The 20514-nt window shown below is 73.6% G+C and carries 23 protein-coding genes; 11 read left to right on the top strand and 12 right to left on the bottom strand.

Annotated features, from left to right (window positions below; all coding sequences use genetic code 11):
• Positions 1 to 22: 22 nt before the first annotated feature.
• The 7 genes from U5911_RS13040 to btuC all read right to left on the bottom strand — a co-directional run bounded on the left by U5911_RS13040 (position 23) and on the right by btuC (position 8776).
• Positions 23 to 790: an SDR family NAD(P)-dependent oxidoreductase gene (locus tag U5911_RS13040; protein ID WP_418771542.1), complete on the bottom strand. Its 768-nt coding sequence runs from the start codon at positions 788 to 790 to the stop codon at positions 23 to 25.
• Positions 791 to 812: 22 nt separating this feature from the next.
• Complete coding sequence (gene hisD / locus U5911_RS13035) at positions 813 to 2087, bottom strand: histidinol dehydrogenase (protein WP_336037429.1); 1275 nt, start codon at positions 2085 to 2087, stop codon at positions 813 to 815.
• Between the two features lie 62 nt (positions 2088 to 2149).
• Entirely contained in the window at positions 2150 to 3643 is a 1494-nt protein-coding gene (locus U5911_RS13030) for an HTTM domain-containing protein (RefSeq protein ID WP_336037428.1), read from the bottom strand.
• A gap of 82 nt (positions 3644 to 3725) precedes the next feature.
• Complete coding sequence (locus U5911_RS13025; protein WP_336037427.1) at positions 3726 to 4277, bottom strand: thermonuclease family protein; 552 nt, start codon at positions 4275 to 4277, stop codon at positions 3726 to 3728.
• A 50-nt stretch (positions 4278 to 4327) separates the two neighbouring features.
• Entirely contained in the window at positions 4328 to 6367 is a 2040-nt protein-coding gene (locus U5911_RS13020) for a hypothetical protein (protein WP_336037425.1), read from the bottom strand.
• Positions 6368 to 6464: 97 nt separating this feature from the next.
• The gene (locus U5911_RS13015) at positions 6465 to 7676 is read right to left on the bottom strand and encodes a heme ABC transporter ATP-binding protein (RefSeq protein WP_336037423.1); all 1212 of its coding nucleotides are present in this window, start codon (positions 7674 to 7676) and stop codon (positions 6465 to 6467) included.
• Positions 7673 to 8776 carry a vitamin B12 ABC transporter permease BtuC gene (btuC, locus tag U5911_RS13010; protein ID WP_336037421.1) on the bottom strand — a complete coding sequence of 368 codons (1104 nt, stop codon included), beginning with the start codon at positions 8774 to 8776 and terminating at the stop codon, positions 7673 to 7675. The genes U5911_RS13015 and btuC overlap by 4 nt, the downstream gene beginning before the upstream one ends.
• Before the next feature lie 63 nt (positions 8777 to 8839).
• On the opposite strand from btuC, the gene U5911_RS13005 reads away from it, so the two are divergent.
• The 4 genes from U5911_RS13005 (at position 8840) to U5911_RS12990 (ending at position 11753) form a co-directional block, all read left to right on the top strand.
• Entirely contained in the window at positions 8840 to 9997 is a 1158-nt protein-coding gene (locus U5911_RS13005) for a PGF-CTERM-anchored ABC transporter substrate-binding protein (RefSeq protein WP_336037420.1), read from the top strand.
• Between the two features lie 131 nt (positions 9998 to 10128).
• Positions 10129 to 10410, top strand: coding sequence for a signal recognition particle subunit SRP19 (srp19, locus tag U5911_RS13000; RefSeq protein ID WP_336037418.1), 282 nt, complete (start codon positions 10129 to 10131; stop codon positions 10408 to 10410).
• The gene (locus U5911_RS12995) at positions 10410 to 10637 is read left to right on the top strand and encodes an H/ACA ribonucleoprotein complex subunit GAR1 (RefSeq protein ID WP_336037416.1); all 228 of its coding nucleotides are present in this window, start codon (positions 10410 to 10412) and stop codon (positions 10635 to 10637) included. The genes srp19 and U5911_RS12995 overlap by 1 nt, the downstream gene beginning before the upstream one ends.
• Positions 10638 to 10694: 57 nt before the next feature.
• Positions 10695 to 11753: a presenilin family intramembrane aspartyl protease PSH gene (locus U5911_RS12990; RefSeq protein WP_336037414.1), complete on the top strand. Its 1059-nt coding sequence runs from the start codon at positions 10695 to 10697 to the stop codon at positions 11751 to 11753.
• Positions 11754 to 11889: 136 nt separating this feature from the next.
• On the opposite strand, the gene U5911_RS12985 is transcribed toward U5911_RS12990, so the two are convergent.
• Together U5911_RS12985 and U5911_RS12980 are read right to left on the bottom strand one after the other, a co-directional pair.
• On the bottom strand, positions 11890 to 12888 hold the full coding sequence (locus U5911_RS12985; RefSeq protein ID WP_336037412.1) for an ornithine cyclodeaminase family protein: 999 nt from the start codon (positions 12886 to 12888) through the stop codon (positions 11890 to 11892).
• 134 nt (positions 12889 to 13022) lie between these two features.
• Positions 13023 to 13244, bottom strand: a complete 222-nt coding sequence (locus U5911_RS12980) for a DUF8015 family protein (protein WP_336037411.1) — start codon at positions 13242 to 13244, stop codon at positions 13023 to 13025.
• Positions 13245 to 13384: 140 nt separating this feature from the next.
• Between U5911_RS12980 and U5911_RS12975 the strand changes: the two genes are divergently transcribed.
• Positions 13385 to 14623 carry an MFS transporter gene (locus U5911_RS12975; RefSeq protein ID WP_336037409.1) on the top strand — a complete coding sequence of 413 codons (1239 nt, stop codon included), beginning with the start codon at positions 13385 to 13387 and terminating at the stop codon, positions 14621 to 14623.
• Between the two features lie 7 nt (positions 14624 to 14630).
• On the opposite strand, the gene U5911_RS12970 is transcribed toward U5911_RS12975, so the two are convergent.
• Both U5911_RS12970 and U5911_RS12965 read right to left on the bottom strand, forming a co-directional pair.
• Positions 14631 to 15029, bottom strand: coding sequence for a DUF3054 domain-containing protein (locus tag U5911_RS12970; protein WP_336037407.1), 399 nt, complete (start codon positions 15027 to 15029; stop codon positions 14631 to 14633).
• Between the two features lie 45 nt (positions 15030 to 15074).
• Positions 15075 to 15617 (bottom strand): class I SAM-dependent methyltransferase, encoded by a 543-nt coding sequence (locus U5911_RS12965; protein WP_418771541.1) that lies wholly within the window; start codon positions 15615 to 15617, stop codon positions 15075 to 15077.
• A gap of 110 nt (positions 15618 to 15727) precedes the next feature.
• Between U5911_RS12965 and U5911_RS12960 the strand changes: the two genes are divergently transcribed.
• Genes U5911_RS12960 through fen form a run of 4 tightly spaced genes read left to right on the top strand, consistent with a single transcriptional unit; the run spans position 15728 to position 17773 of the window.
• Complete coding sequence (locus U5911_RS12960) at positions 15728 to 16306, top strand: GNAT family N-acetyltransferase (protein WP_336037403.1); 579 nt, start codon at positions 15728 to 15730, stop codon at positions 16304 to 16306.
• 30 nt (positions 16307 to 16336) lie between these two features.
• Entirely contained in the window at positions 16337 to 16534 is a 198-nt protein-coding gene (locus U5911_RS12955) for a hypothetical protein (protein ID WP_336037402.1), read from the top strand.
• 7 nt (positions 16535 to 16541) lie between these two features.
• Positions 16542 to 16751 carry a hypothetical protein gene (locus U5911_RS12950; RefSeq protein ID WP_336037401.1) on the top strand — a complete coding sequence of 70 codons (210 nt, stop codon included), beginning with the start codon at positions 16542 to 16544 and terminating at the stop codon, positions 16749 to 16751.
• Positions 16752 to 16789: 38 nt separating this feature from the next.
• The gene (gene fen, locus U5911_RS12945) at positions 16790 to 17773 is read left to right on the top strand and encodes a flap endonuclease-1 (RefSeq protein ID WP_336037400.1); all 984 of its coding nucleotides are present in this window, start codon (positions 16790 to 16792) and stop codon (positions 17771 to 17773) included.
• 3 nt (positions 17774 to 17776) lie between these two features.
• On the opposite strand, the gene U5911_RS12940 is transcribed toward fen, so the two are convergent.
• Entirely contained in the window at positions 17777 to 18751 is a 975-nt protein-coding gene (locus U5911_RS12940) for a hypothetical protein (RefSeq protein ID WP_336037398.1), read from the bottom strand.
• A 125-nt stretch (positions 18752 to 18876) separates the two neighbouring features.
• Between U5911_RS12940 and U5911_RS12935 the strand changes: the two genes are divergently transcribed.
• Entirely contained in the window at positions 18877 to 19137 is a 261-nt protein-coding gene (locus tag U5911_RS12935; protein WP_336037396.1) for a BolA family protein, read from the top strand.
• Between the two features lie 73 nt (positions 19138 to 19210).
• Positions 19211 to 20476 (top strand): AGE family epimerase/isomerase, encoded by a 1266-nt coding sequence (locus U5911_RS12930; RefSeq protein WP_336037395.1) that lies wholly within the window; start codon positions 19211 to 19213, stop codon positions 20474 to 20476.
• Positions 20477 to 20514 lie beyond the last annotated feature (38 nt).

Below are 20514 nucleotides of genomic sequence, written 5' to 3'. Positions count from 1 at the left end.
CGTCCCGGGCGTCCGGTCGGCGTCAGTACCAGACGCTGCCGGCGCTGACGTTGACGTCCTCCGCCGTCACGTGGTCGGCCTTCTCGCTGGCGAGGTACGCGACCATGTCGGCGACGTCCCCGGCCTCGACGAGGTCGCCGAGCGCGGCGTTCTCGGTGAACAGGCGGCGCCTGGCCTCCTCGTAGGAGACGTCGAGTTCCGCGGCCTGCGCCTCGATGACCGCCTCGATGCGCGGCCCCTTCGTCGCGCCGGGACAGACCGCGTTCACGGTGACGTCGTCGTCGCCGAACTCGAACGCCAGCGTGCGCGTCAGCCCGATGACGGCCATCTTCGAGGCCGCGTACGGCGTGCGCTTCGCGAGCGGGCGCTTCCCGCTGATCGAGGAGACGTTCACGACGCGGCCGGCGTCGCTGTCCCGGAGGTGCCCGGCGGCGTGTTTCACGGTCCGGAACATGCCCGTGACGTTGACGTCCATCGTGTGCTCCCACTCCTCGACGGTCACCTCCTCGACGGGAGCGGTCGGGCCCGCGATGCCGGCGTTGTTCACGAGGACGTCGAGCCCGCCGAACGCCTCGACGGTGGCCTCGACGGACGACGCCACGGACGACTCGTCGGTGACGTCCGTCTCGACGGCGAGCGCCCCGTCGCCGATCGCCGCGGCGGTGTCGTGGATGCCGTCGCCGCGCGCCGCGACGGCGACGTTCGCCCCCTCGTCGGCGAGCGTGAGCGCGATCTCCCGGCCGATCCCCTGACTGCCGCCCGTGACGAACGCGGTCCGGTCGGCCAGCATCGGTCCCCCGCGGTCGCGGCGGTCAGTCATCGCGCAGTCGCGCCTCCGCGGAGAGCTGGTGGGCGTGGGTGCCCTCGAGTTCGCAGATGCGGGCGGCCCACTGTGCGACGTCGGCCGCTCCCTCCGCGGTCGCCTCCTGGTGGGTGAGCGTCTTCAGGTACGTCCCCACCCAGATGCCGCCGCTGTACCGCGAGACCTCGAGCGTCGGGAGGCAGTGGTTGGTGCCGACGGCCTTGTCGCCGAACACGACCGGCGAGTGCTCGCCGATGAACAGCGACCCGTAGTTCCGGAGGTCCTCGACGAGCTCCCGCGGGGACTCGACCATCAACTGGAGGTGCTCCATCGCGTACTCGTTCGCGGCGTCGACGGCCGCCGCGCGGTCCTCGACGACGAGCACTTCGCCGTTCTCCGTCCAGCACTCGCGGGCGACGTCCTCGGTTCGCAGGCCCGGCAGCTGGTCGTGGAGGGCCTCCGTCACCGCGCGGGCGTGGTCCTCGTCGAGGTCCACGAGGACGGGCCGCGAGTTCGGGTCGTGTTCGGCCTGCGCGAGCAGGTCCGTCGCGACGAGGCCGGGGTCGACCGACTCGTCGGCGACGATCAGGACCTCCGTCGGACCGGCGAGGAAGTCGATGCCGACGTGGCCGTACACCTGCCGCTTGGCCTCGGTGGTGAACACGTTCCCGGGGCCCGCGATCTGGTCGACGCCCGGGATGGTCTCGGTGCCGTACGCCATCGCGGCGACGGCCTGCGAGCCGCCGGCGACGTAGATCTCGTCGGCACCCGCGCTGTCCATCGCGTACAGCTGCGCGGACTGGATGGACCCGTCGGGCTGGGGCGGCGCGCACGCGACGACCCGGTCGACGCCAGCGATCCGCGCGGGCACGATGGACATCGCCGGCGCGGCGACCAGCGGGTGCCGGCCGCCCGGGACGTAGACGCCCGCGCACTCGACGGGGACGATCCGCTGACCGAGGACGACGCCGTCCTGGAACTCCCGCTCGAAGGACTGGATGTGCTCGCGTTGCTCCTCGTGGAACCGGCGGACGTTCCGGATGGTGTGGTCGATCGCCTCGCGTTCGTCCGCCGAGAGGTCCTCGCGGGCGGAAGCGATCTCCGCGTCGGACACCCGGAGGTCCTCGCGGTCGACGTCGTCCCACCGCCGCGTGAACTTCCGGACGGCGTCGTCGCCGTCCGCGCGGACGTCCGAGATGACGTCCCGGACCGCGTCCGTGACGTCCTGTGGGACCTCCAGCGACGCCCCGGCCGCCTCCTTGAGGTACGTGCCATCAATTGGCATGACCGTACAGTGCCGCTCGCAGCGCTAAAAGCCTGTGTTCGAGGCGATTCGGCGCGCCGCGGTCAGCCGCCCGAGCAGTTCCGGGCCGCGAGGCGGACGCGCTCCGTCTCCCCCTCGCCGTCGAGGACGACGGCCTCCTCGACGACGTACACCTCGACGGAGCGGAGGCCCTCGGGCGCGCCGGGCCGCGTGCAGAGGTACTCGGCGAACCCCGCCGCGAGCGCCGGGTCGCCGCCGCGGAGGTTCGCGACGTACTTCCGCCACGACGACGAGGGGTAGCTCGCGGCGACGTCGGGCGGTTCCGCCCACCGCACGGGTCCGCCGTGGAACGCGTCGACGCGCTCGCCGGGCGCGAGGCGGCCGGGCGCGACCACCCAGTAGTCCGTGTCCGCCGGCGTCGGCGCGAACATGTCCCAGCGCGGCTCCGGCGACTCGTCGACCGGCGCGGCGGCCGGCACGCCCACGAGGCCGACCGTCGCGGCGTTCCACGCCACGAGGCCGACCAGCAGGACGCCGAGCAGCGGCGGCAGGACGCGGCGCTTCCAGCGGACGAGCGCCCGAGGCGGGCGAGGGAGCGCGAGAAGCGGGAGCGCCCCGTCGACGCGGCGCGCCCAGCGTTCGACTGGCAGCCTCCGGACGCCCGGCGTCCGGCGCCACCCGGGCAGGCGGTCCCAGACCGCCGGCGGGAGGAACGGAACGAGCGCGGCGACCGAGACCAGCGGGAAGACGCCGAGCTGCATCGTCGCCAGCATGCCCGCGTGGGCCGCGGCGAACGCGGCGGCGAACGCCGCGCGCAGCCACCCGGTCAGCGCGACCAGCAGCACGGAGCCGACGAGCATCGCGAGCCAGACGCGGTCGAGCGCGGACAGCAGCGCCGGGTACTCCGCGAGGGCGTCCCCGAGCAGCACGGTGAACATGTCGAGGTGGAGCACGCGCTCGGTGGCGTCGCCGGCCAGCCAGCGGTCGCCCCGGAGTTTCAGGACGGCGTTGGTCGCGTACACGACGACGACCTGCACCAGCAGGCCGGCGGTCGCGACGCTCGCGACGCGGCCGTCGCTGGCGTCCGGCGTTCGGTCGGCAAGCGCGTCGACGGACCACCGCCGCCCGAGCGGGACGAACACGCCCCAGAGGAACAGCATCCGCAGCAGCGTGTCGCCGCTGTTCAGCACGAGCGGGTTCCGGTAGTGCAGCGACGTCACCAGCACGCCCGTCGCGAGCGTCGCGAGCGTCGTGCGGTAGCCGGCGAGCATCGCGAGCGCGGCGACCGCGGTCGCGCCGAACAGCAGCGCCTGCGCCCACGCCGCGCCGGAGAGCGCGTGCAGCGAGAACTGCGCGAGGACGCCGTACTGCTCGGCGAGCAGCGAGCGCGGCAGCACGCCCGCGTCGGTGTAGAACGCGGTCAGGTGCCGCGCCCGCAGCGCGAGGTCGACGACGACGAGCGCGGCGAGCGCTGCCCGGAGGACGGCGAGCGCGCGCTCGTCGACGCCGAACCGCGCCGCCAGGGCCGCCCGCAGGCGCCCCGGGGCGTCGCCGGCGTCGCTGCCGTTCGACGTCACGTCTCGGAATCCCCGTGCGCGCGGAATAAGCCTTCCGCGGCCCGCCGTTCGGCGGCCCACCGCCGGGCACCGGATTGGGCGGTCAGGCCGCGCACGACCAGAGCCCGGTCCCGTGCTCGCGGGCCCGCCGCTCGAGGGCGGCGTAGTCGTCGCGGGCCCCGAACTCGGTGTCGTAGAGGCGCGCGTACCCGGACTCGACGAGCGCGCGGTTGAACGACTCGTCGTCGACGTAGACGTACGCGAGCAGGCGGTCGTAGCCGCCGCGGCGGTCGCTCTCCGGGTCGAGCGCGACGGTGACCGTCTCGCCCGCGAGGCGGTCGCGCGCGTACTCGCCGGCGCGCTCGCCCCACGACCGCAGGCACGACCGGCCGGCCTCGGTGTCCGGGACGCCCTCGAACTCGGCGGGCGAGTTGTCGGCGTACACCTCGGGCGTGTCCACGCCGAGCAGGCGGACGGTGTCCTCCGTGCCGTCCGCGAACCGGACGTCGACGGTGTCGCCGTCCACGACGTCGACCACGGTCGCGGTCCGGTTCTCGGCGGGCGAGGACCCCGGCGAACCGGGCAGCGAGCCGAGACAGCCGGCGGCGACGAGCAGTGCGACGGCGGCGAGGGCGGCGCGTGCGCGGGTCGTCACGGCGCGGGGTTGGGCGGGACGGCTGATAAACTCGCGGCTCCCGGGGTCGTTCAGCCGCGGCCGGCGAGCGCGGCCGCCGCGAGCACGGCGACGGCGGCGACGGCAGCGCCGAAGCCGGGAATCTCCGTGTCGGTGCCGCCGTCTCCGCCGGAGGCGACGCCGACGCGCACCGCGACGGACTCGCCGCCGGCCGCGACCTGCCGGCTGCCGCCGGCGTCCATCCGCACCGACAGGGACCGCGTGGTCGACGCGCCGGGCGCGAGCGCCGCCTCGACCGACGCGACCGTCTCGCCGTCGACCGTCACGTCGACGGGGCCGGCCGCGTACGCGTCCGTGGGGTTCGACAGCGCGAGCGTCACGGTCACGTTCTCCCCGGTGCGCGGGTTCTCGGTCGAGACGGACAGCGAGTCGACCGCGACCGACGCCGGTTCGCGGACGGTGACGTCGGTGGTGCTCCGGCCGACGGCTATCTCGTAGGTCCCCGGCTCCTCGAGGGCGTTCCCGACCGAGAGGCCCTCCGACTCGCCTGGCGCCAGGTCGCCGCTCGCCGACGCCAGCGAGCGGCCGTCCAGCGAGACGCCGGCGCTGTACTCGCCGGTCCGCCCGCCCTCGTTGGTCACGGACGACGCGACGGTCAGCGTCTCCCCGACGTACAGCGTCGGCGGCGACGAGAACGTCTCGTTCCGGAACGGGCCCTCGACGACGAACTCCGTGTGCTCGTAGGTCATGCGCGGCGGCGCCGTCCCGAACGCCTCGGCGTGCTCGCCGCGGGACCACATCGACGGCACGCGGTCCGTCTCCGTGTACCGCCGCCCGTAGTCCGCGACCGCCGGACCTGCGGCGTCGTCGACCGCCGCGAGCACGTCGGCGTTCGTCACGCGGTCGTCCCGCTCGTTCAGGCGGTAGAAGACGTCCGCCATCGTCGCCGAACTGTTCGTGGCGAGCCTGACCCGGCGGTCGACGGCGCCCCACACGAGGCTCCCCTTCACGTAGTTCGCGCCGCCCGCCCACGTCGAGGGGGACGCGAGCACGGCGCTCCGCCACGGCTCGCGCTCGCCGTACGAGAGGTACGTCTCGAACGCCTCGAAGTCGACGTAGCCGGTGCGCAGCGCCAGCAGCGCCGAGTAGTACTCCGCCGCCGCCTCGGTCACCCAGCGGCCGCTGGACGCCGTGTCGAACGCCTGCCGCGTGTGGACGTACTCGTGGAACCAGACGTTGCCCGGTTCGTCCAGCGGCGAGTCCGCGAGCACCCACGCGTCGGTGCCGCCGTACTCCACGCCCCGGACGCCCCAGTCGGCGCCCGCCGGCGCCGCCACGAACCACACCTCGTCGTCGCGCGCGCCGACGTCGAACCGGCCCGCCGCCGCGGCGAGCGCGTCCAGGATCTCCCCGGGCGGCGCCGCGAGGTCCGCGCTGTCGGGCACCGCGAGCGTGAACTCCTGGCCGTTCGCCGTCCGCGTGTACGTCTCGCCCGGTCCGAGGTACGCGATCTCGCCGCCCGTCGACCCCTCGCCGCCGACGCTGACCTCCTGTTCGAGCGTCGGCTTCGACCCCCGGTAGGACCACCCGGTCTGGAGGCCCGGCACGCGCACGACCGCCCACGGGCCGGTGTCGACGAACGCGTACTGGCCGTCCTGGGCGACGCTCGGTGACCGGGCGCCGGTCGCGCTCTGGTTCGCCGGCAGCGAGAACGACAGCACGGCGGGGTCCGTCTCGCCGTCCCACTCGTAGGCGCCGTCCGTGGCGGTGAACGCCGCGCTCTCCACCTCGCGGGCGTCCCCGGGGACGTTCACCTCGAGCCGCGAGACCCCGTCGGGGACCTGGTAGGTCACCTCGACGTCGACCTCGCCGGGCCGGTCGGGCGTGAGGAACAGGCGGACGTGCTTCTCGATGGTGGGGCCGTCCCGCGCGCCGGTCGCCCGCTGGGCCGCCCGAGCGCGGTCGGTCGTCGATTCGACGGCGCTCCCGGTCGCCGACGCCGACGCGTCGGCCTCGTCGGCGACGGCCGTCGGCGCGGGGCCGGCGAGCGCGCCGCCCGCGACCGGCACGGCGACCAGCAGCACGACCACGGCGGCGACCACGCGACGCATGGCTACCCCTGTGCGTGCGACACACATAGGCGGCCCGGCCTCGGCGCGACGCACCGCCGTCCGTTCGGCCGGCCCGTACCGTGGCCGCGAGCGCGTCTCACGACCGCTCGCCGCCGTCCGCGACGGCGAACGGCGTCTCGGCGTCCGCGTCGTCGAGCGCGGCGAGCGCGTCCACGACGCCGTCCCCGGCGACCTGCCAGGCGTCCACGTCCGCGTCGTCGCCGACGACCACGGCTCGCGGCGCCGCCCGCCGGAGTTCGGGGTTCGCGCCGACGTCGACGGCCGGAGCGGGGACGACGACGGCGTCCGCGCGCTCGACGTGCTCGCGTGCGCGAGCGACCGAGTCCGCGTCCGGCGCGGACAGCGGCCGCGTCGTCACCGCGTCGAACCCGAACCGGCGCGCGGTCTCGTGGTCGAGGGCGCCCTCGCCGACGGGGCCGAGCGTGACCGCCGCGCCGGCGTCCGCGAGCGCGCGCAGCACCGGCGTCGCCGCGTCGCCGCCGCCGAGGACGTGCACGCGGCGGTCCAGTTCGCCGTCCGCCTCCGGGAGGGGCGTGACCGTCGGTTCGCCGGTCGCCGGGTCGGTGCCGACGGCGACGCGCGCGTCGAAGGCCTCCCTCACGGCGCCGGGCGTCAGCACGGAGGCCGCGAGCCCCGAGTCGAGCACGCGGCCGTCCGCGACGAGCACGAGCTCGTCGCAGTACCGCGCCGCGAGGTCGAGGTCGTGGATGGCGGCGACGACCGCGCGGTCGGCGTCGTCGGCGAGCCCGCGGACCAGTTCCAGGGTCCGCACCTGGTGGTTGACGTCGAGGCTCGCGGTCGGCTCGTCGAGCAACAGGACGGGCGCCTGCTGGGCGAGCGCGCGCGCCAGTAGCACGCGCTGCTTCTCGCCGCCGGACAGCGACGTGAACGCGCGGTCCGCGAACGCCGCGACCTCCGCGCGCTCCATCGCGCGCTCGACGGCGTCCGGCTCCGGGTCGGCGCCGAACCGCGGCACGTGGGCGTGCCGGCCCATCTCGACGACTTCGGCGACGGTGAAGTCGAACCCGAGGGCCGACTCCTGGGGGACGCTCGCGATGCGGCGGCTCGTCGCCCGCGAGGAGAGGTCCTGGACCGCCTCGTCGTCGACGAGCACGGTCCCGGCGTCGGGGTCGACGACGCCGTTCATCGCGCGCAGCAGCGTCGACTTCCCGGCGCCGTTCGGCCCGACGACGCCGACGAGGCGGCCGTCGCCGACGCTCGCGCTCACCGCGTCGAGGATCTGCTGGCCGCCGAGTTCCACGTCGACGTCGCGGACGTCCAGGGTCACAGCGCGTGCACCTCCCGGTTGCGCAGCAGGTAGAGGAAGAACGGCGCGCCGACGAACGCCGTCACGATGCCGACGGGCAGTTCGGCGGCGCCGGCGCGCGCGACGGTGTCCGCGGCGACGAGGAACGCGCCGCCCGCGAACGCGGACGTCGGCAGGAGGACGCGGTGGTCGGGGCCGACGAGCAGCCGCATCACGTGCGGGACGACGAGGCCGACGAACCCGATGACGCCCGCGACGGAGACGGCGGCGGCCGTGACGAGACTGGAGACGGCGAGCAGGACGCGTTTCGTGCGCTCGACCTCGACGCCGAGCGCGTGGGCGTCCTCCTCGCCGGCGAGCAGGACGTTCAGGTCGCGGGCGTACGCGAGCAGGACGACGCTCCCGACGACGACGACCGGGAGCGCGACCTCGACGTCGTGCCAGCCGGCGGCGTGGAGGTTCCCCATCAGCCAGTACATCGCCTCGCGGATGCTGCGGCCGGAGTGGACGACGAGGTAGGAGGTGACGGCGCCGAGGAACGTCTGGACGGCGACGCCCGCGAGCAGGAGGGTGGCGACGGGCGTCCGGCCGTCCTGGGACGCGAGCAGGTAGACGGCGAACGCGGCGACGAGCGCGCCGAGGAACGCCGACAGCTGGACGCCGGTCGGCAGCAGCAGGGGAAAGGCGATGGCGGAGACGGCGCCGACGGCGGCGCCCGATGAGACGCCGATGATGGAGGGGTCGGCCATCGGGTTCCGGAAGAACCCCTGCATGACGGCGCCGGAGATGGCGAGCGCGGCGCCGACGACGGCGCCGAGCGCGATGCGCGGCAGGCGGATCTCGCCGACGATGTACTGGGCCTGCCCGGACACCGCGAAGTCCAGCGGCGACGCGTAGACGACGTCGAAGCGCGGCCACGGCACCTCGCCGACGCCCGGCAGCGCGGCCGGCGAGGCGTAGACGGTGACGGCGGAGGGGAGCGCGAGCGCGTCCAGCGCGGCGAGCGCGACGCTGACGGCGTCGATGTCGACGGGGCCGACCGTGGCGCTGACGAGCATCACGCCGACGAGCGCGGCGAGCGTGCCGGCCGTCCAGGCGCTGGCGCGAGTGGCGGTGCGCATCCGTGCTGTTCAACTCTAATTTCTTTAGGCAAATATTTATTGCGCTAGCACCGTCTCCCCCACATGCGACGGATTACAACCGCAGTTGGTGTAGTTCTACTACTGTTGTCCGCCGTCGCGCCCGCGGCCGGGTTCGCGGGCGCGATGGGCACGGCGGGCGCAGCGGACGCCGCCTCGGCCCAGGAACTCGACTGCGAGTTCCCGGTCACCGCCACCGACGCCAGCGGCCACGAGGTCACCGTCGACAGCGAACCAGAGCGCGTCGTCACCCTCAACCCCAGCGCAGCCCAGACGATGTGGGAGATCGGCGCCCGCGAGAAGGTCGTCGGCGTCTCCCAGTTCGCCGGCTTCCTCGAGGGCTCGGACTCCCGGGAGGTCGTCACCTCCGGGAACCCCTCGACGGTGAACACCGAGCAGGTCATCAGCCTCGACCCCGACCTCGTGCTCGCGCCGAACACCATCGACAACGAGACGGCCACGCAGCTCCGGAACGCCGGCGTCACCGTCTACCGGTTCGATCGGGCGGCGTCCATCGAGGACATCTACGAGAAGACCCGCGTCGTCGGCGGGCTCAGCGGCGCCTGCGAGGGCGCCGACGCCACCGTCTCCGAGATGCGCGACCGCGTCGAGACCGTCGAAGCCGCCGTCGAGGGCCAGGACCGGCCGAGCGTCTACTTCGCCATGGGCGGCGGCTACACCGCCGGCCCCGACACCTTCGTCGGGCAGGTCGTCGAGCGCGCCGGCGGCGACAACATCGCCGCCGACGCCGACACCAGCAACCCCTACCCACAGCTCTCGGCGGAGTTCGTCGTCGAGCAGGACCCCGAGTACGTCGTCGTCCCGGTCCAGCCGGAGCGGATGGGCAACGATAGCGAGTCGTACGTCCCCGAGGACTCGGCCGTCCGGAACACCACCGCCTGGGAGGAGGGCAACGTGGTCGTCGTCGACACCAACCACATCAGCCAGCCAGCGCCACGCGTCGTCGAACCGATGACCCAGCTGGCGCAGGCGTTCCACCCGGACGCGTACGCGGACGCCAACGCCACCACGACCACCCCCGGAACGACCGACGCGGCGACCACGACGGCGACCACCGACGCCGGGACGACCGCCGCACCGACGACCGCAGACGCCGGTGACAGCGGCACCACCGTGCCCGGCTTCGGCGTCGGCGCCGCCGTCGTCGCCGTGCTCGGCGCCGTCCTGTTCGCTCGCCGATAACCGCGTCGAGGCGCTGTCAACCGCCTCCGAGTAACCGCGCCGGGCCGCCGCCAGTCGCCTCCGAATAATGGCGCCGGGCCGCCGCCAGTCGCCTCCGATACCGTTTAACCGCGCGACCCGCTACGACGCGTATGGTCGAGAACGTCATCTGGCCCGCGTACTTCGACGCCTCCCTGTCGCGTCGCGAGGGCCGCCGCGTCCCCGAGTCGCTCGCCGTCGACGACCCGACGCTCGACGAGGTCGCGACCGCCGTCCAGCAGGTCGGCTACGACGCCGTCGTCGAGCGCGACGTCTCGTACCCGCGGCGCCACTGGGAGCCATCGGGGCGCGTCCTCGTCAAGGACGCCGACGAAGCCGGCAAGTCCGACCTCCTCCAGGCAGTCGCCGCCTACGTGGCGGCGCTGCGCGAGTGATGCAGCGCGCCGGCAGCGTCGTCCGCACCGTCCAGAACGTCGCCGTCGTGCGCTGCGACGACGACGCACACCCCGACATCGGCGAGGGCGTCGTCGACCAGAACCTCGACGACGTCGGGCGCGTCGTCGACGTCTTCGGGCCCGTCGAGCGCCCGTACCTCTCCGTGACGCCTTCCAGCGGCGTCCACCTCCCGGCGCTCGTCGGCGAGACGCTGTACGTCCGGTAGCGCCCGCCCGGGCCGCGAGTCGCAAAGCCAAAGCACGGCCGGCGCGACGGACCGGCCATGAACGACTCGCTGCGCGCCGGCGCCGTCCTCGGCGGCGTCCTCGCGCTGTTTCTCGTCGTCCAGTTCGGCGCGCTCGCGCTCCTCGAGCCGTTCGAGACAGCGGGCCTCCAGTCCACCGAGGACCCCCAGAACCCCCTAAACAGCGTCCTCTACGTCGCCGTCCTCCTCGTCGCGACGGCCGGCATCCTGCTGGTCATCAAGTACGACCAGCAGTGGATCCTGCGCGCGTTCGTGCTGTTCACCAGCGGCTTCATCGCCTCCTACGTGTTCGCCGTGGTGTTCCCGCCGGTGCTCGTGTCGGGCGTGAACCTCGCGGCGTACGCGCCCGCCGCCGCCCTGGTCGCCGCGCTGTACTTCCACCCCGAGTGGTACGTCGTCGACGCGGCCGGCGCGATTCTCGGGATGGGCGCCGCCGCGCTGTTCGGCATCAGCTTCGGCGTGCTGCCCGCGCTCGTGCTGCTGACGGTGCTCGCCGTCTACGACGCCATCAGCGTCTACGGCACCGAGCACATGCTCACGCTCGCGTCGGGCGTGATGGAGCTGCGGCTCCCCATCGTCCTGGTCGTGCCGGCGACCGCCGGCTACTCGTTCCTGGAGGACACCCGGGCGGTCGGCGAGGAGTCCGCGAACGACGGCGCGGTCGGCGAAACGGACGACGGCACGCTGGCCGAAGCGGACGACGGCGCGGTCGGCGAAACGGACGACGAGACGCACGCGAGCGGCGACGGCGAGTCGGAGACGGCAGCGGCGCCGGCGCCGTCGGACCGCGAGGCGTACTTCATCGGCCTGGGCGACGCGGTGATGCCGACGATCCTCGTCGCGAGCGCGTCGTTCTTCCTCGACACCCCCGAGGTGTTCGGCGTCGAACTCGCCGCGCTCACGGCCATCGCCGGGACGCTCGTCGGCCTGCTGGTGCTGATGCGGCTGGTGTTCCGCGGGCGCCCCCACGCCGGGCTCCCGCTGTTGAACGGCGGCGCCATCGCCGGCTACCTGGTCGGCGCGCTGGCCGCGGGCGTGCCGCTCGTCGAGGCGCTCGGCGTCGCGCCGTACGTGTAGGGCTCGCGGGCGGCGGCAGCACCGGACCGCGACGCGCGCCGCCGCACTGTCGCTGGACGCGCCGCGCCACTCACCGGGTCACGGTCCCGGTTGGTCGCGGCTCCGCACTTGAACCCTCGGTCGGTGAGTGGGCGCGCTACTCGCCCGTGAGCGCCTCGCTGGCCGGCGCGAACTCGATCTCCGTGCCCAGTCCCCGCTCGGCCGCGCGCTCGTAGAGCATGTGCGCGGCGGCGGCCGTCTCGATGCCGGTGCCGCCGCTGTCGAAGACCGTGACGTCGTCGGGCGACTGGCGGCCCGGCGCCGCCCCGGCGACGACCTCGCCGAGTTCGGCGTGGACGTGGTCCTCGGTGACGGCGCCCTGCTCGAGCGCGTACAGGAAGGAACCGGCGTCCTGGGTGACGCGCTCGCGGAGGTCCGGGACGTAGACGGCGCGCTCGATGGTCTCGACGTCGAGCTCGCGCTTCTCGGGGTGGTACTGGCCCATCGCCGTGACGTGCGCGCCGTCCTCGAGGTCGCCGCCGTCGAAGACCGGTTCGCTGGCGGTAGTCGCGGTGACGACGACGTCGGCGCCGGAGACGGCGTCCGCGCTCGACGGGACGGCGTCGACGGCCGCGTCGAGGCGGCCGTCGAGGTCGTCGGCGAAGGCCTCGCGGTGTTCGGCGGTCGGCGAGTAGACGCGGACGTCTTCGAAGTCGCGGACGGTCGCCGTGGCGCGGACCTGGCCCCGTGCCTGCGCGCCGCTGCCGACGACGGCGAGCGTGCTGGCGTCCTCGCGGGCGAGCGCGTCGACGGCGACGGCGCCAGCGGCGCCGGTCTTGAAGGGGTTCATGCGCGCGCCGTCGAGCACCGCGAGCGGTTCGCCGGTGTCGGCGTCGAACAGCGGCGTCACGAACCACGCGTCGGCGTCCGCGAAGCCCGCGCTGTACATGTAGCCGCCCATCGCGCCCGTCTCGGGGAGGACGGCGGCGTACGCGGTGAACATGCCCGGCGGGTCGTCGTTCAGCAGTTTCGTACGCGGCTTCGCTGGCGCGCCCTCGCCGCGCTGGCGGTACCCCTCCCTGACCGCGTCGACGTAGTCGGCGGGTTCGGCGAGGCCCACGACGTCGCTGTCGGCGACGAACAGCGTCTCTGGCATGCCCCGGGGTTCGCGCGACGGCGTGAAAAAGCCTCAGTCGTCGGTCGGCGTCGCCGTCGGTCCGCCGACTCGAACCCGGCGGTCAGTCCGCTGATCCGAGCCTGACAGTCAGTCCGCTGATCCGAGCCTGACAGTCAGTCCGCCGACTCGAACCCGGCGTCGTGGCGGGGCTGCGTGGACTGGCGGCTGCCGGACGGGTCGTTCACGAAGAGGCCGTGCGCGGTGAGAGCGGTGGCGACGAGCCCACCGGGCGTGAGGGCCGCCGTGAGGTCGACGCCGGCGGCGTACAGACCGCCGCTGAGACCGAACAGCGCGACCGGGAGCACCGCGAGAAGGACGTCGTAGTACCCAGTCATAGTTCATCTAGTATGTAGGAAGCAACCACTATAATAGTTCGGGGTGCGTTCGTCGTACGTCCCCTGTAAGTTATGGCTCGCAGCGGCTGCCCGAGTGGACACGCCTTTAGGGGTCAGCGTCGACTGTCCACGTAGCAGCCGTGAACCGCAACGACCGCGCCATCGTCGGACTCGTCGCGCTCGCCCACGCGATGGTGCACACCTACGAGCTCTCCATCCCCATCCTCATCCCCCTCTGGCTGGCCGAGTTCCCCGTCGAAAAGGGCACCGTCGGCGCCGTCGTCGCCGCCGGCTACGCGCTGTTCGGCCTCGGCGCCCTCCCCGGCGGCGTGCTCTCCGACAGCGTCGGCTCGCGACGGCTCATCGCCGCGTGCCTGTTCGGCATGGCCGGGTCGTTCCTCCTGCTGGCCGTCGCCCCGTCGCTGCCCGTCGTCGCCCTCGCGCTCGTCCTCTGGGGGATCGCCGCGAGCGTCTACCACCCCTCCGGCCTGTCGCTCATCTCCACCGGCGTCGAGCAGCGCGGCGAGGCGTTCGCCTACCACGGCATGGCCGGCAACGTCGGCACCGCGGCCGGCCCGCTCGCGGTCGCCGTCCTCCTGCTGTTCGCGGACTGGCGCGCCGTCGCCGCGGTGCTCGCCGTCCCCGCCGTCGTCGCGGGCGTCGTGGCCGTCCGCGTGCGCTTCGACGAGCGCGCCGCCGTCACCGCCACCGACGGCGGCGAGTCGACGGCCGGCGGCGACTCCAGGGCCGACGTCGGCGTCACCTCGCTCTGGGAGTTCCTCGCGGAGTCGAAGCTCCTGCTCGTCGGCCCGTTCGCCGCCGTCTTCGTCCTCGTGATGCTGTCCGGCCTCTACTACCGCGGCGTGCTGACGTTCCTCCCGGACCTCCTGTCCGCGCTCCCGTCGTTCGCGCCCGTCGAGTTCGCCGGCCGCACGCTCGAACCGTACCGGTACGTCTACGCGGGCATCCTCACGGTCGGCGTGCTCGGCCAGTACGTCGGCGGGAAGCTCACCGAACGCGTCCCCACGGAGCGAGCCATCGCGGCCACGTTCGGCGCGCTCGCCGCGCTCGCCGCGGTCTTCCTCCCCGCCGCGGACGCCGGCCTCGTCCCGCTGCTGGTCGTCGGCGCGCTCCTCGGGTTCACGCTGTTCGTCATCCAGCCGCTGTACCAGGCGACCGTCGCGCTGTACACGCCCGCCGGCACGCGCGGGCTCTCCTACGGGTACACGTACCTCGGCGTGTTCGGCGTCGGCGCCGGCGGCGCGGCGCTCGCGGGCGGCATCCTCCAGTACTTCTCGGCGCCCGCGCTGTTCGCGGTGCTCGCCGGTCTCGCCGTCGCCGGCCTCCTCACCGCGGTCGCGCTCGCGGTCCGCGCGTGACTGGCGCCTACGAGCGGACGTCGACGACCACGAGCGTCGCGAACCTGGCGGCGACGAGGAAGGCGCTGCCGACGGCCAGCATCACGAGGAAGAAGACGGGGTCGGCGTTCCCCGGGAAGTAGTCGGTGCCGCGCAACAGCTGCCCGAGAAAGTCCGCGCCCAGCCAGGACGCCACCGCGTACCCCATCGCCGCGCGCGTCGACTCCAGGACGCGCTCGTCGTAGGCGCCGCCGAACGGCGCCACGACGAACCAGCCGACGAGGAACGGCAACAGGACGCCCGCGTACCGGTTCGCCGTCAGCGACCCGTGCTCGATGGTGCCGACGAGGACGAGCAGGAACACCGCCGCCAGGTCGCCGGGCAGGAACCGGACGACCGCTCGCGGGTCGGCGTCGTACAGCTTCATGGCTGCGCGTTCGGCGCGGGGGGTAATGGTGGTCCCGGTTCGCGGTCACGGCACGCCCGGCGCGACGCCGGCGACGGTGTAGCCGAACCCGCGGTCGACCACGCGCGCGTCCAGGCCCGCCGCGCGGAACCGGTCTGCGAGGTCGTCCGGCGCGTCGAACGCCGACCGGAAGCGGACGGCGCGCTCGGCGGCGACGAGCAGGCGGCCGCGCAGCGTCGTCGGGTCGAAGTCGCGGACGACGAGCACGCCGCCCGGCCGGAGCACGCGCGCGGCGTCGCGGACGGCGGCGTCGCGGTCCGGGAAGTGGTGGAGGGCGTCCACGACGACCACGGCGTCGACGCTGCCGTCCGCGAACGGCAGCCGGCCGGCGTCCCCCCGGACGACCGGCAGGCCGCGGTCGCGCGCTCCGGCGAGCATCTCCCCGCTCGCGTCGACCACCGTGACGTCCTTCCCGTCGGTCTCCGCGGTGTCCCTGGCGAGCGCGCGGGCAGCGCGGCCCGTTCCGCCGCCGACGTCGAGTACGCGTTCGACGCGTCCGTCCGCGGCGGCGAGGCCGCGCGCGAGGTGGCCGCGGTCCGCGGGCGGCATCGCGAGGTCGTAGACCGGCGCGAACCGGTCGAAGTACCTGACGTCGTGCACGCCGCCACCCACGCGGCGGAGGCACGCAACTCTTTGCACTCGCCGCCCTACCGCAGCGCGTGCAGTACGCGGTCCTCGGCGGCCCCGGCGACGGTCCGACGCTCCGCCTCGACTGGCGGGCGTTCAGCTACGCCGGGAAGTTCGTGACGACGAACACGGGGAAGGCCGTCGCCTACGAGGGGCCGCCCCTCGACGAGCGCGACGGCTGGCCGCCGGCCGCCCGCGACAGCGACGACCCCGTCGAGGACGTCGTCGCTGCCGTCTCGTTCAACGACGACCGCACCGACCCGGAGACGGCGTGGCTGCGGTACGTCACCGTCCGCGAGGACCGCCGCGGCGAGGGCGTCGGCGCCTCGCTCTGCGCGTTCGCCGCCGACCGCCTCCTCCGCGACCGCGAGCGCGTTCGCATCGCCGTGAACAACCCGTTCGCGTACGAGGCCCTCCACAAGGCCGGCTTCGGGTTCACCGGCGAGGAGACCGGCATCGCGGAACTCGTCCTCGAGCGGCCCTGCGAGGACCGCGCGGCCGCCTACGGGGACGGCCTCGACCGGTACCGCGAGCGCGACCGCTCGGCCGCCGAGGCCGCGTTCCTCGAGCGCAAGCGCGGCGCGTCGCCGCCGCCGCGCGTCGACGAGTGACTTTTCACGGAGGGCCGCGAACCCCCGCCCGTGTCTCCCGTCTCGCTGGCCGCGCCCGCGGCCGGAGCGCTCTGCATCGCCGTCGGCGCGCTCGGCGTGTTCGCGCCGACGAGAACCGCGGCAGCCTGCCGGACGGTCTTCCCGGCCGTGGGCGGCGACGACCAGCAGTGGCGCGCGGCCGGCCTCGTCGCCGCCGGCGTCGGCCTCCTGCTGCTCTCGCTCGCGTGACCCACCCATGACACCGCTCGCCACACTCCTCGCGGCGCTCGCCGCGCTCCACCTGGCGGCCGGCGTCCCGGCGCTGCTCGCGCCCGGCGTCGTCCGGTCGCGGCTCCCCGCGCGGTACGCCGACGCAGTCGGCGACCGCCGCGCCTGGCGGGGGTTCGGCGCCGGCGTCGTCTCCGTCGGCGTCTCGCTGGCCGTCGTCGCGGCCGGCGTCGCGTAGCTGAACGGTTAAACCGGGGGAGCGCCTACGCGGACCCAATGGGGAACGCGGACCTGCGACAGCTCGCGGTCATCGAGACGACGCCGTTCGAGGAGCTGGACGGCGACGTGGTGGCCGTCGACGCGCACAACTGGCTGTACAAGTACCTCACGACGACCGTCCAGTGGACCCGCGAGGACGTGTACACGACGCCCGACGGCACCGAGGTCGCGAACCTCGTCGGCATCGTCCAGGGGCTCCCGAAGTTCCTCGAGCACGACCTCACGCCCGTGTTCGTCTGGGACGGCGGCGTCACCGACCTCAAGGACGAGGAGATCGAGCAGCGCCGCGAGCAGCGCCAGCGCTACGAGGAGCAACTGGAGGCGGCCCGCGAGGCCGGCGAGGCCATCGAGGCGGCGCGCCTGGAGGCGCGCACGCAGCGGCTCACGGCGTCCATCCACGAGACCAGCCGCGAACTCCTCGACCTGCTGGGCGTGCCGCAGGTGGAGGCGCCGGCGGAGGGCGAAGCGCAGGCCGCGTACATGGCGCGCGTCGACGACGACGTGGACTTCGCGGGCAGCGACGACTACGACTGCCTGCTGCTCGGCGCGCCCGTGACCCTCCGCCAGCTCACGAGCAAGGGCGACCCCGAGCGCATGGACTTCGAGGCCACCCTCGAGAAGCACGACCTCACGTGGGACCAGCTCGTCGACGTCGGCATCCTCTGTGGCACGGACTTCAACGAGGGACTGTCCGGCTTCGGCCCGAAGACGGCCCTGGCGGCGATCCACGAGCACGGCGACCTCTGGGGCGTCCTGGAGGCGGAGGGCGAGCACGTCGAGTTCGCGGACCGCATCCGCGAGCTCTTCCTGGACCCCGAGGTCGCCGACGACTACGACGTCGACTACGAGGTCTCGCCGGACGTCGACGCCGCCCGCGAGTACGTCGTCGACGAGTGGCACGTCGACGCCGACGAGGTCGCGCGCGGCTTCGACCGCATCGAGGAGGCGGTCACGCAGACCGGCCTCGACCGCTGGACGTAGCCGTCAGGCCAGCGCCAGCGCGCCGAACGCGACGGCGGCCGCGAGCACGAACGCGAGCCCGCCGAGCTGTTCGAGGAGCACGCGCCAGGGCTTCAGTTCGACGTCGCCGCGCGTCCCGATGAGGTCGAAGAACAGGTCGATGCGTTCGAGGACGCGCGGCGCGACGAGCGCCGGCAGTCCGAGGAGGAGGAACACGAACCCGGGAGCCAGGGCGCCGCCCCCGAGGTAGACCGGGTGGACTGCCTGGACGAGCAGGAGGACCGCGGCGAACGCGACGGCCGCGTCGACGCCGACGCCGGCCCGGTCGAACGCCGAGTGCAGGCCCCTGCGCCACGCGTACGCCGACCAGGCCACGGTCACGAGGACGACCGCCGCGTAGAGAGTCGACTCTGGCGTCATCGCGTCGACGGCGAGCCGTCGGGCGCCGTCGAGGGACGCCGGCGAGAGCGCCCGGTCGGCGAGCGACTGCTCGACGGCGAACGCGCGCGCCGCGTACCGGAGCGCGGCGGGCGCGAACCCGACGCCGGTCACCGCGAGCACCCTGGTGTAGGAGACGCGCTCGCCGAGGGCGTCCGGGCTGCGGCCGCCCATCGCGACCGCGAACGCGCCGGCGACCGCCAGCCAGGTGGCGGCCGTCGAGAGGAACGCCACCGGCACCAGCCCGTTCGCCGCCTCGCGGGCCGGCTCCGCGTGCGACCGGGTGACGGTCTCGGGTTCAGTCTCGCAGGCGTCCCGGTACTCCTCGTAGAACTCGTCGTCGGCCTGGTCGCAGAGCCACTCGTCGGGCCGGTCGGGGTTGTCGACCTCGGTGGTGCCGACCGTCGCGGACGCGACGGCGGCCGCCGCCTGAGAGGCCAGCGCCGCGTTCAGCACGCACAGCGCGATCACGACGGCCGCACCGGCCCACAGCGGGACGTCCTCGAGGGCGTCCGTGGGGGCGGCGACCAGTTCGGCGACGCGTCGGGGGGACCAGCGCATGCGCGAGGCCTCGTCCCCCGCGGAGAAAATGCCACCGGTGAGTTCCGCCGCGGCGCTGCCGCGGCCTCGGTGGTCCGACCGCGGCGTCCAGCGGGCTTATCTCCGCGGCGGTCCCAGTACCCCGCATGGATCTCGAGTTCGAGGAGATCGAGGCGATCATCGAGGCCGAAATCGAGGACGCCGACGCGAGCGTCTCCCGGATGCGCGGGGAGCACGACGACGACCACCTCGCGGCGACCGTGGTCTCGCCGGCGTTCGAGGGGCTGCGGCTCGTCCAGCAGCACCAGCTGGTGTACGACGCCCTCGACGACCACATGACGACGGACATCCACGCGCTCGAGCTGTCGACGTACACGCCCGAGGAGTACGAGCAGCGGCAGTCCTGAGGCCGCCGCAGAGACGCCGCGTGCGCGGATGCGACAGGGCTTAGTGGCGGGTCTGCGAACGACTCACTCGGATATGAGTACGGATTCTGCCGACCTCGCCGCGGAGTACGTGCCGCGGCTCCGCGCGAACCTCGACGACGTGCTGGACTTCTGGCTGCCGCGGTGCCTCGACGACGAGCACGGCGGCTACCGCCTGAGCTACGACCGGCAGGGGGAGTTCGCGGGGAACACCGACAAGATGGTCGTCACGCAGGCGCGGATGACCTGGCTGTTCGCGCGGCTCACGCGCTCGGCGGCCGTCGACGGCGACTACACCGAGGAAGCGCGGCTCGGCTACGAGTTCCTCCGCGACGAGCTGCGCGACGACGAGCACGGCGGCTACTACTGGGAAGTCAGCCGAGACGGGGACGTGCTGAAGCCGCGCAAGCACCTCTACGGCCAGTCGTTCGTCCTCTACGCGCTCTCGGAGTACCACCGCGCGACCGGCGACGAGGAGGCCCGCGACCTCGCGGTCGAGCTCTTCGAGACGGTCGACGACGCGGCGAAAGACCACGAGCACGGCGGCTACGACGAGTACTTCGAGCCGGACTGGACGCAGGTCACGGAGGGGACGACGTACCTCGCGAACATCGAGCCGGACTGGTCGCCGAAGGAGTCCGGCGACGCCGTCCTGGACCCGACGCTGAAGCTGATGAACACCCACCTCCACCTGCTGGAGGCGGTCACCGCCTTCTACCGCGCGACCGGCCACGAGACCGGCCGCGAGCGCCTCCACGAGCTCCTCGACGTCTGCACGAACACGGTCGTCCGGAAGCAGCTGACCGCGTGCACGGACAAGTACGACCCCGACTGGACGCCGCGGCTCGACGACGAGGACTTCCGCGTGGTCTCGTACGGCCACGACCTCGAGAACGTCTGGCTGACCATGGAGGCCGCCGACGCCCTCGGCGTGTCGACGAGCCTCTTCGAGGACCTCTACGAGCGGCTGTTCGACTTCTCGCTGGCACACGGCTACGACGACGAGCGCGGGGGCTTCTACTTCTTCGGCCCGCTCGACGGCGACGCCACGAACCGCGTGAAGGCGTGGTGGGTGCAGGCCGAGTGCGCGACCGCGGCGCTGCGGATGTACGAGCAGACTGGCGAGGACCGCTACCGCGAGGTCTTCGAGCGGACCTACGAGTTCGTCGAGGAACACGTCGTCGACGACGAGGTCGGCGAGTGGCACTCCGGAGTCACCGACGACCTGGAGCCGGTCGGCCGCAAGGGCGCGATGTACAAGGGCGCCTACCACAACGGCCGCGCGCTCCTGGAGTGCATCGAGGCCCTCGAGTCCCGGTGAGCGTCGAGGCCCTCGAGTCCCGGTGAGCGTCGAGGCCC

The organism is Halobacterium yunchengense, from assembly GCF_037031165.1.
Classification (GTDB): domain Archaea; phylum Halobacteriota; class Halobacteria; order Halobacteriales; family Halobacteriaceae; genus Halobacterium; species Halobacterium yunchengense.
This window is presented reverse-complemented; position numbering and strand designations above follow the sequence as displayed.

Bases quoted from the DNA above. Each gene is read 5' to 3' on its own strand.
- U5911_RS13040 (WP_418771542.1), bottom strand. From the start codon at position 790: ATGCTGGCCGACCGGACCGCGTTCGTCACGGGCGGCAGTCAGGGGATC.
- U5911_RS12985 (WP_336037412.1), bottom strand. From the start codon at position 12,888: ATGCCAGAGACGCTGTTCGTCGCCGACAGCGACGTCGTGGGCCTCGCC.
- fen (WP_336037400.1), top strand. From the start codon at position 16,790: ATGGGGAACGCGGACCTGCGACAGCTCGCGGTCATCGAGACGACGCCG.
- btuC (WP_336037421.1), bottom strand. From the start codon at position 8,776: ATGCGCACCGCCACTCGCGCCAGCGCCTGGACGGCCGGCACGCTCGCC.
- U5911_RS12950 (WP_336037401.1), top strand. From the start codon at position 16,542: ATGACACCGCTCGCCACACTCCTCGCGGCGCTCGCCGCGCTCCACCTG.
- U5911_RS12930 (WP_336037395.1), top strand. From the start codon at position 19,211: ATGAGTACGGATTCTGCCGACCTCGCCGCGGAGTACGTGCCGCGGCTC.
- U5911_RS13020 (WP_336037425.1), bottom strand. From the start codon at position 6,367: ATGCGTCGCGTGGTCGCCGCCGTGGTCGTGCTGCTGGTCGCCGTGCCG.
- U5911_RS12990 (WP_336037414.1), top strand. From the start codon at position 10,695: ATGAACGACTCGCTGCGCGCCGGCGCCGTCCTCGGCGGCGTCCTCGCG.
- U5911_RS12940 (WP_336037398.1), bottom strand. From the start codon at position 18,751: ATGCGCTGGTCCCCCCGACGCGTCGCCGAACTGGTCGCCGCCCCCACG.
- U5911_RS12995 (WP_336037416.1), top strand. From the start codon at position 10,410: ATGCAGCGCGCCGGCAGCGTCGTCCGCACCGTCCAGAACGTCGCCGTC.
- U5911_RS13005 (WP_336037420.1), top strand. From the start codon at position 8,840: ATGCGACGGATTACAACCGCAGTTGGTGTAGTTCTACTACTGTTGTCC.
- U5911_RS12935 (WP_336037396.1), top strand. From the start codon at position 18,877: ATGGATCTCGAGTTCGAGGAGATCGAGGCGATCATCGAGGCCGAAATC.
- hisD (WP_336037429.1), bottom strand. From the start codon at position 2,087: ATGCCAATTGATGGCACGTACCTCAAGGAGGCGGCCGGGGCGTCGCTG.
- U5911_RS12980 (WP_336037411.1), bottom strand. From the start codon at position 13,244: ATGACTGGGTACTACGACGTCCTTCTCGCGGTGCTCCCGGTCGCGCTG.
- srp19 (WP_336037418.1), top strand. From the start codon at position 10,129: ATGGTCGAGAACGTCATCTGGCCCGCGTACTTCGACGCCTCCCTGTCG.
- U5911_RS12965 (WP_418771541.1), bottom strand. From the start codon at position 15,617: ATGCCGCCCGCGGACCGCGGCCACCTCGCGCGCGGCCTCGCCGCCGCG.
- U5911_RS12970 (WP_336037407.1), bottom strand. From the start codon at position 15,029: ATGAAGCTGTACGACGCCGACCCGCGAGCGGTCGTCCGGTTCCTGCCC.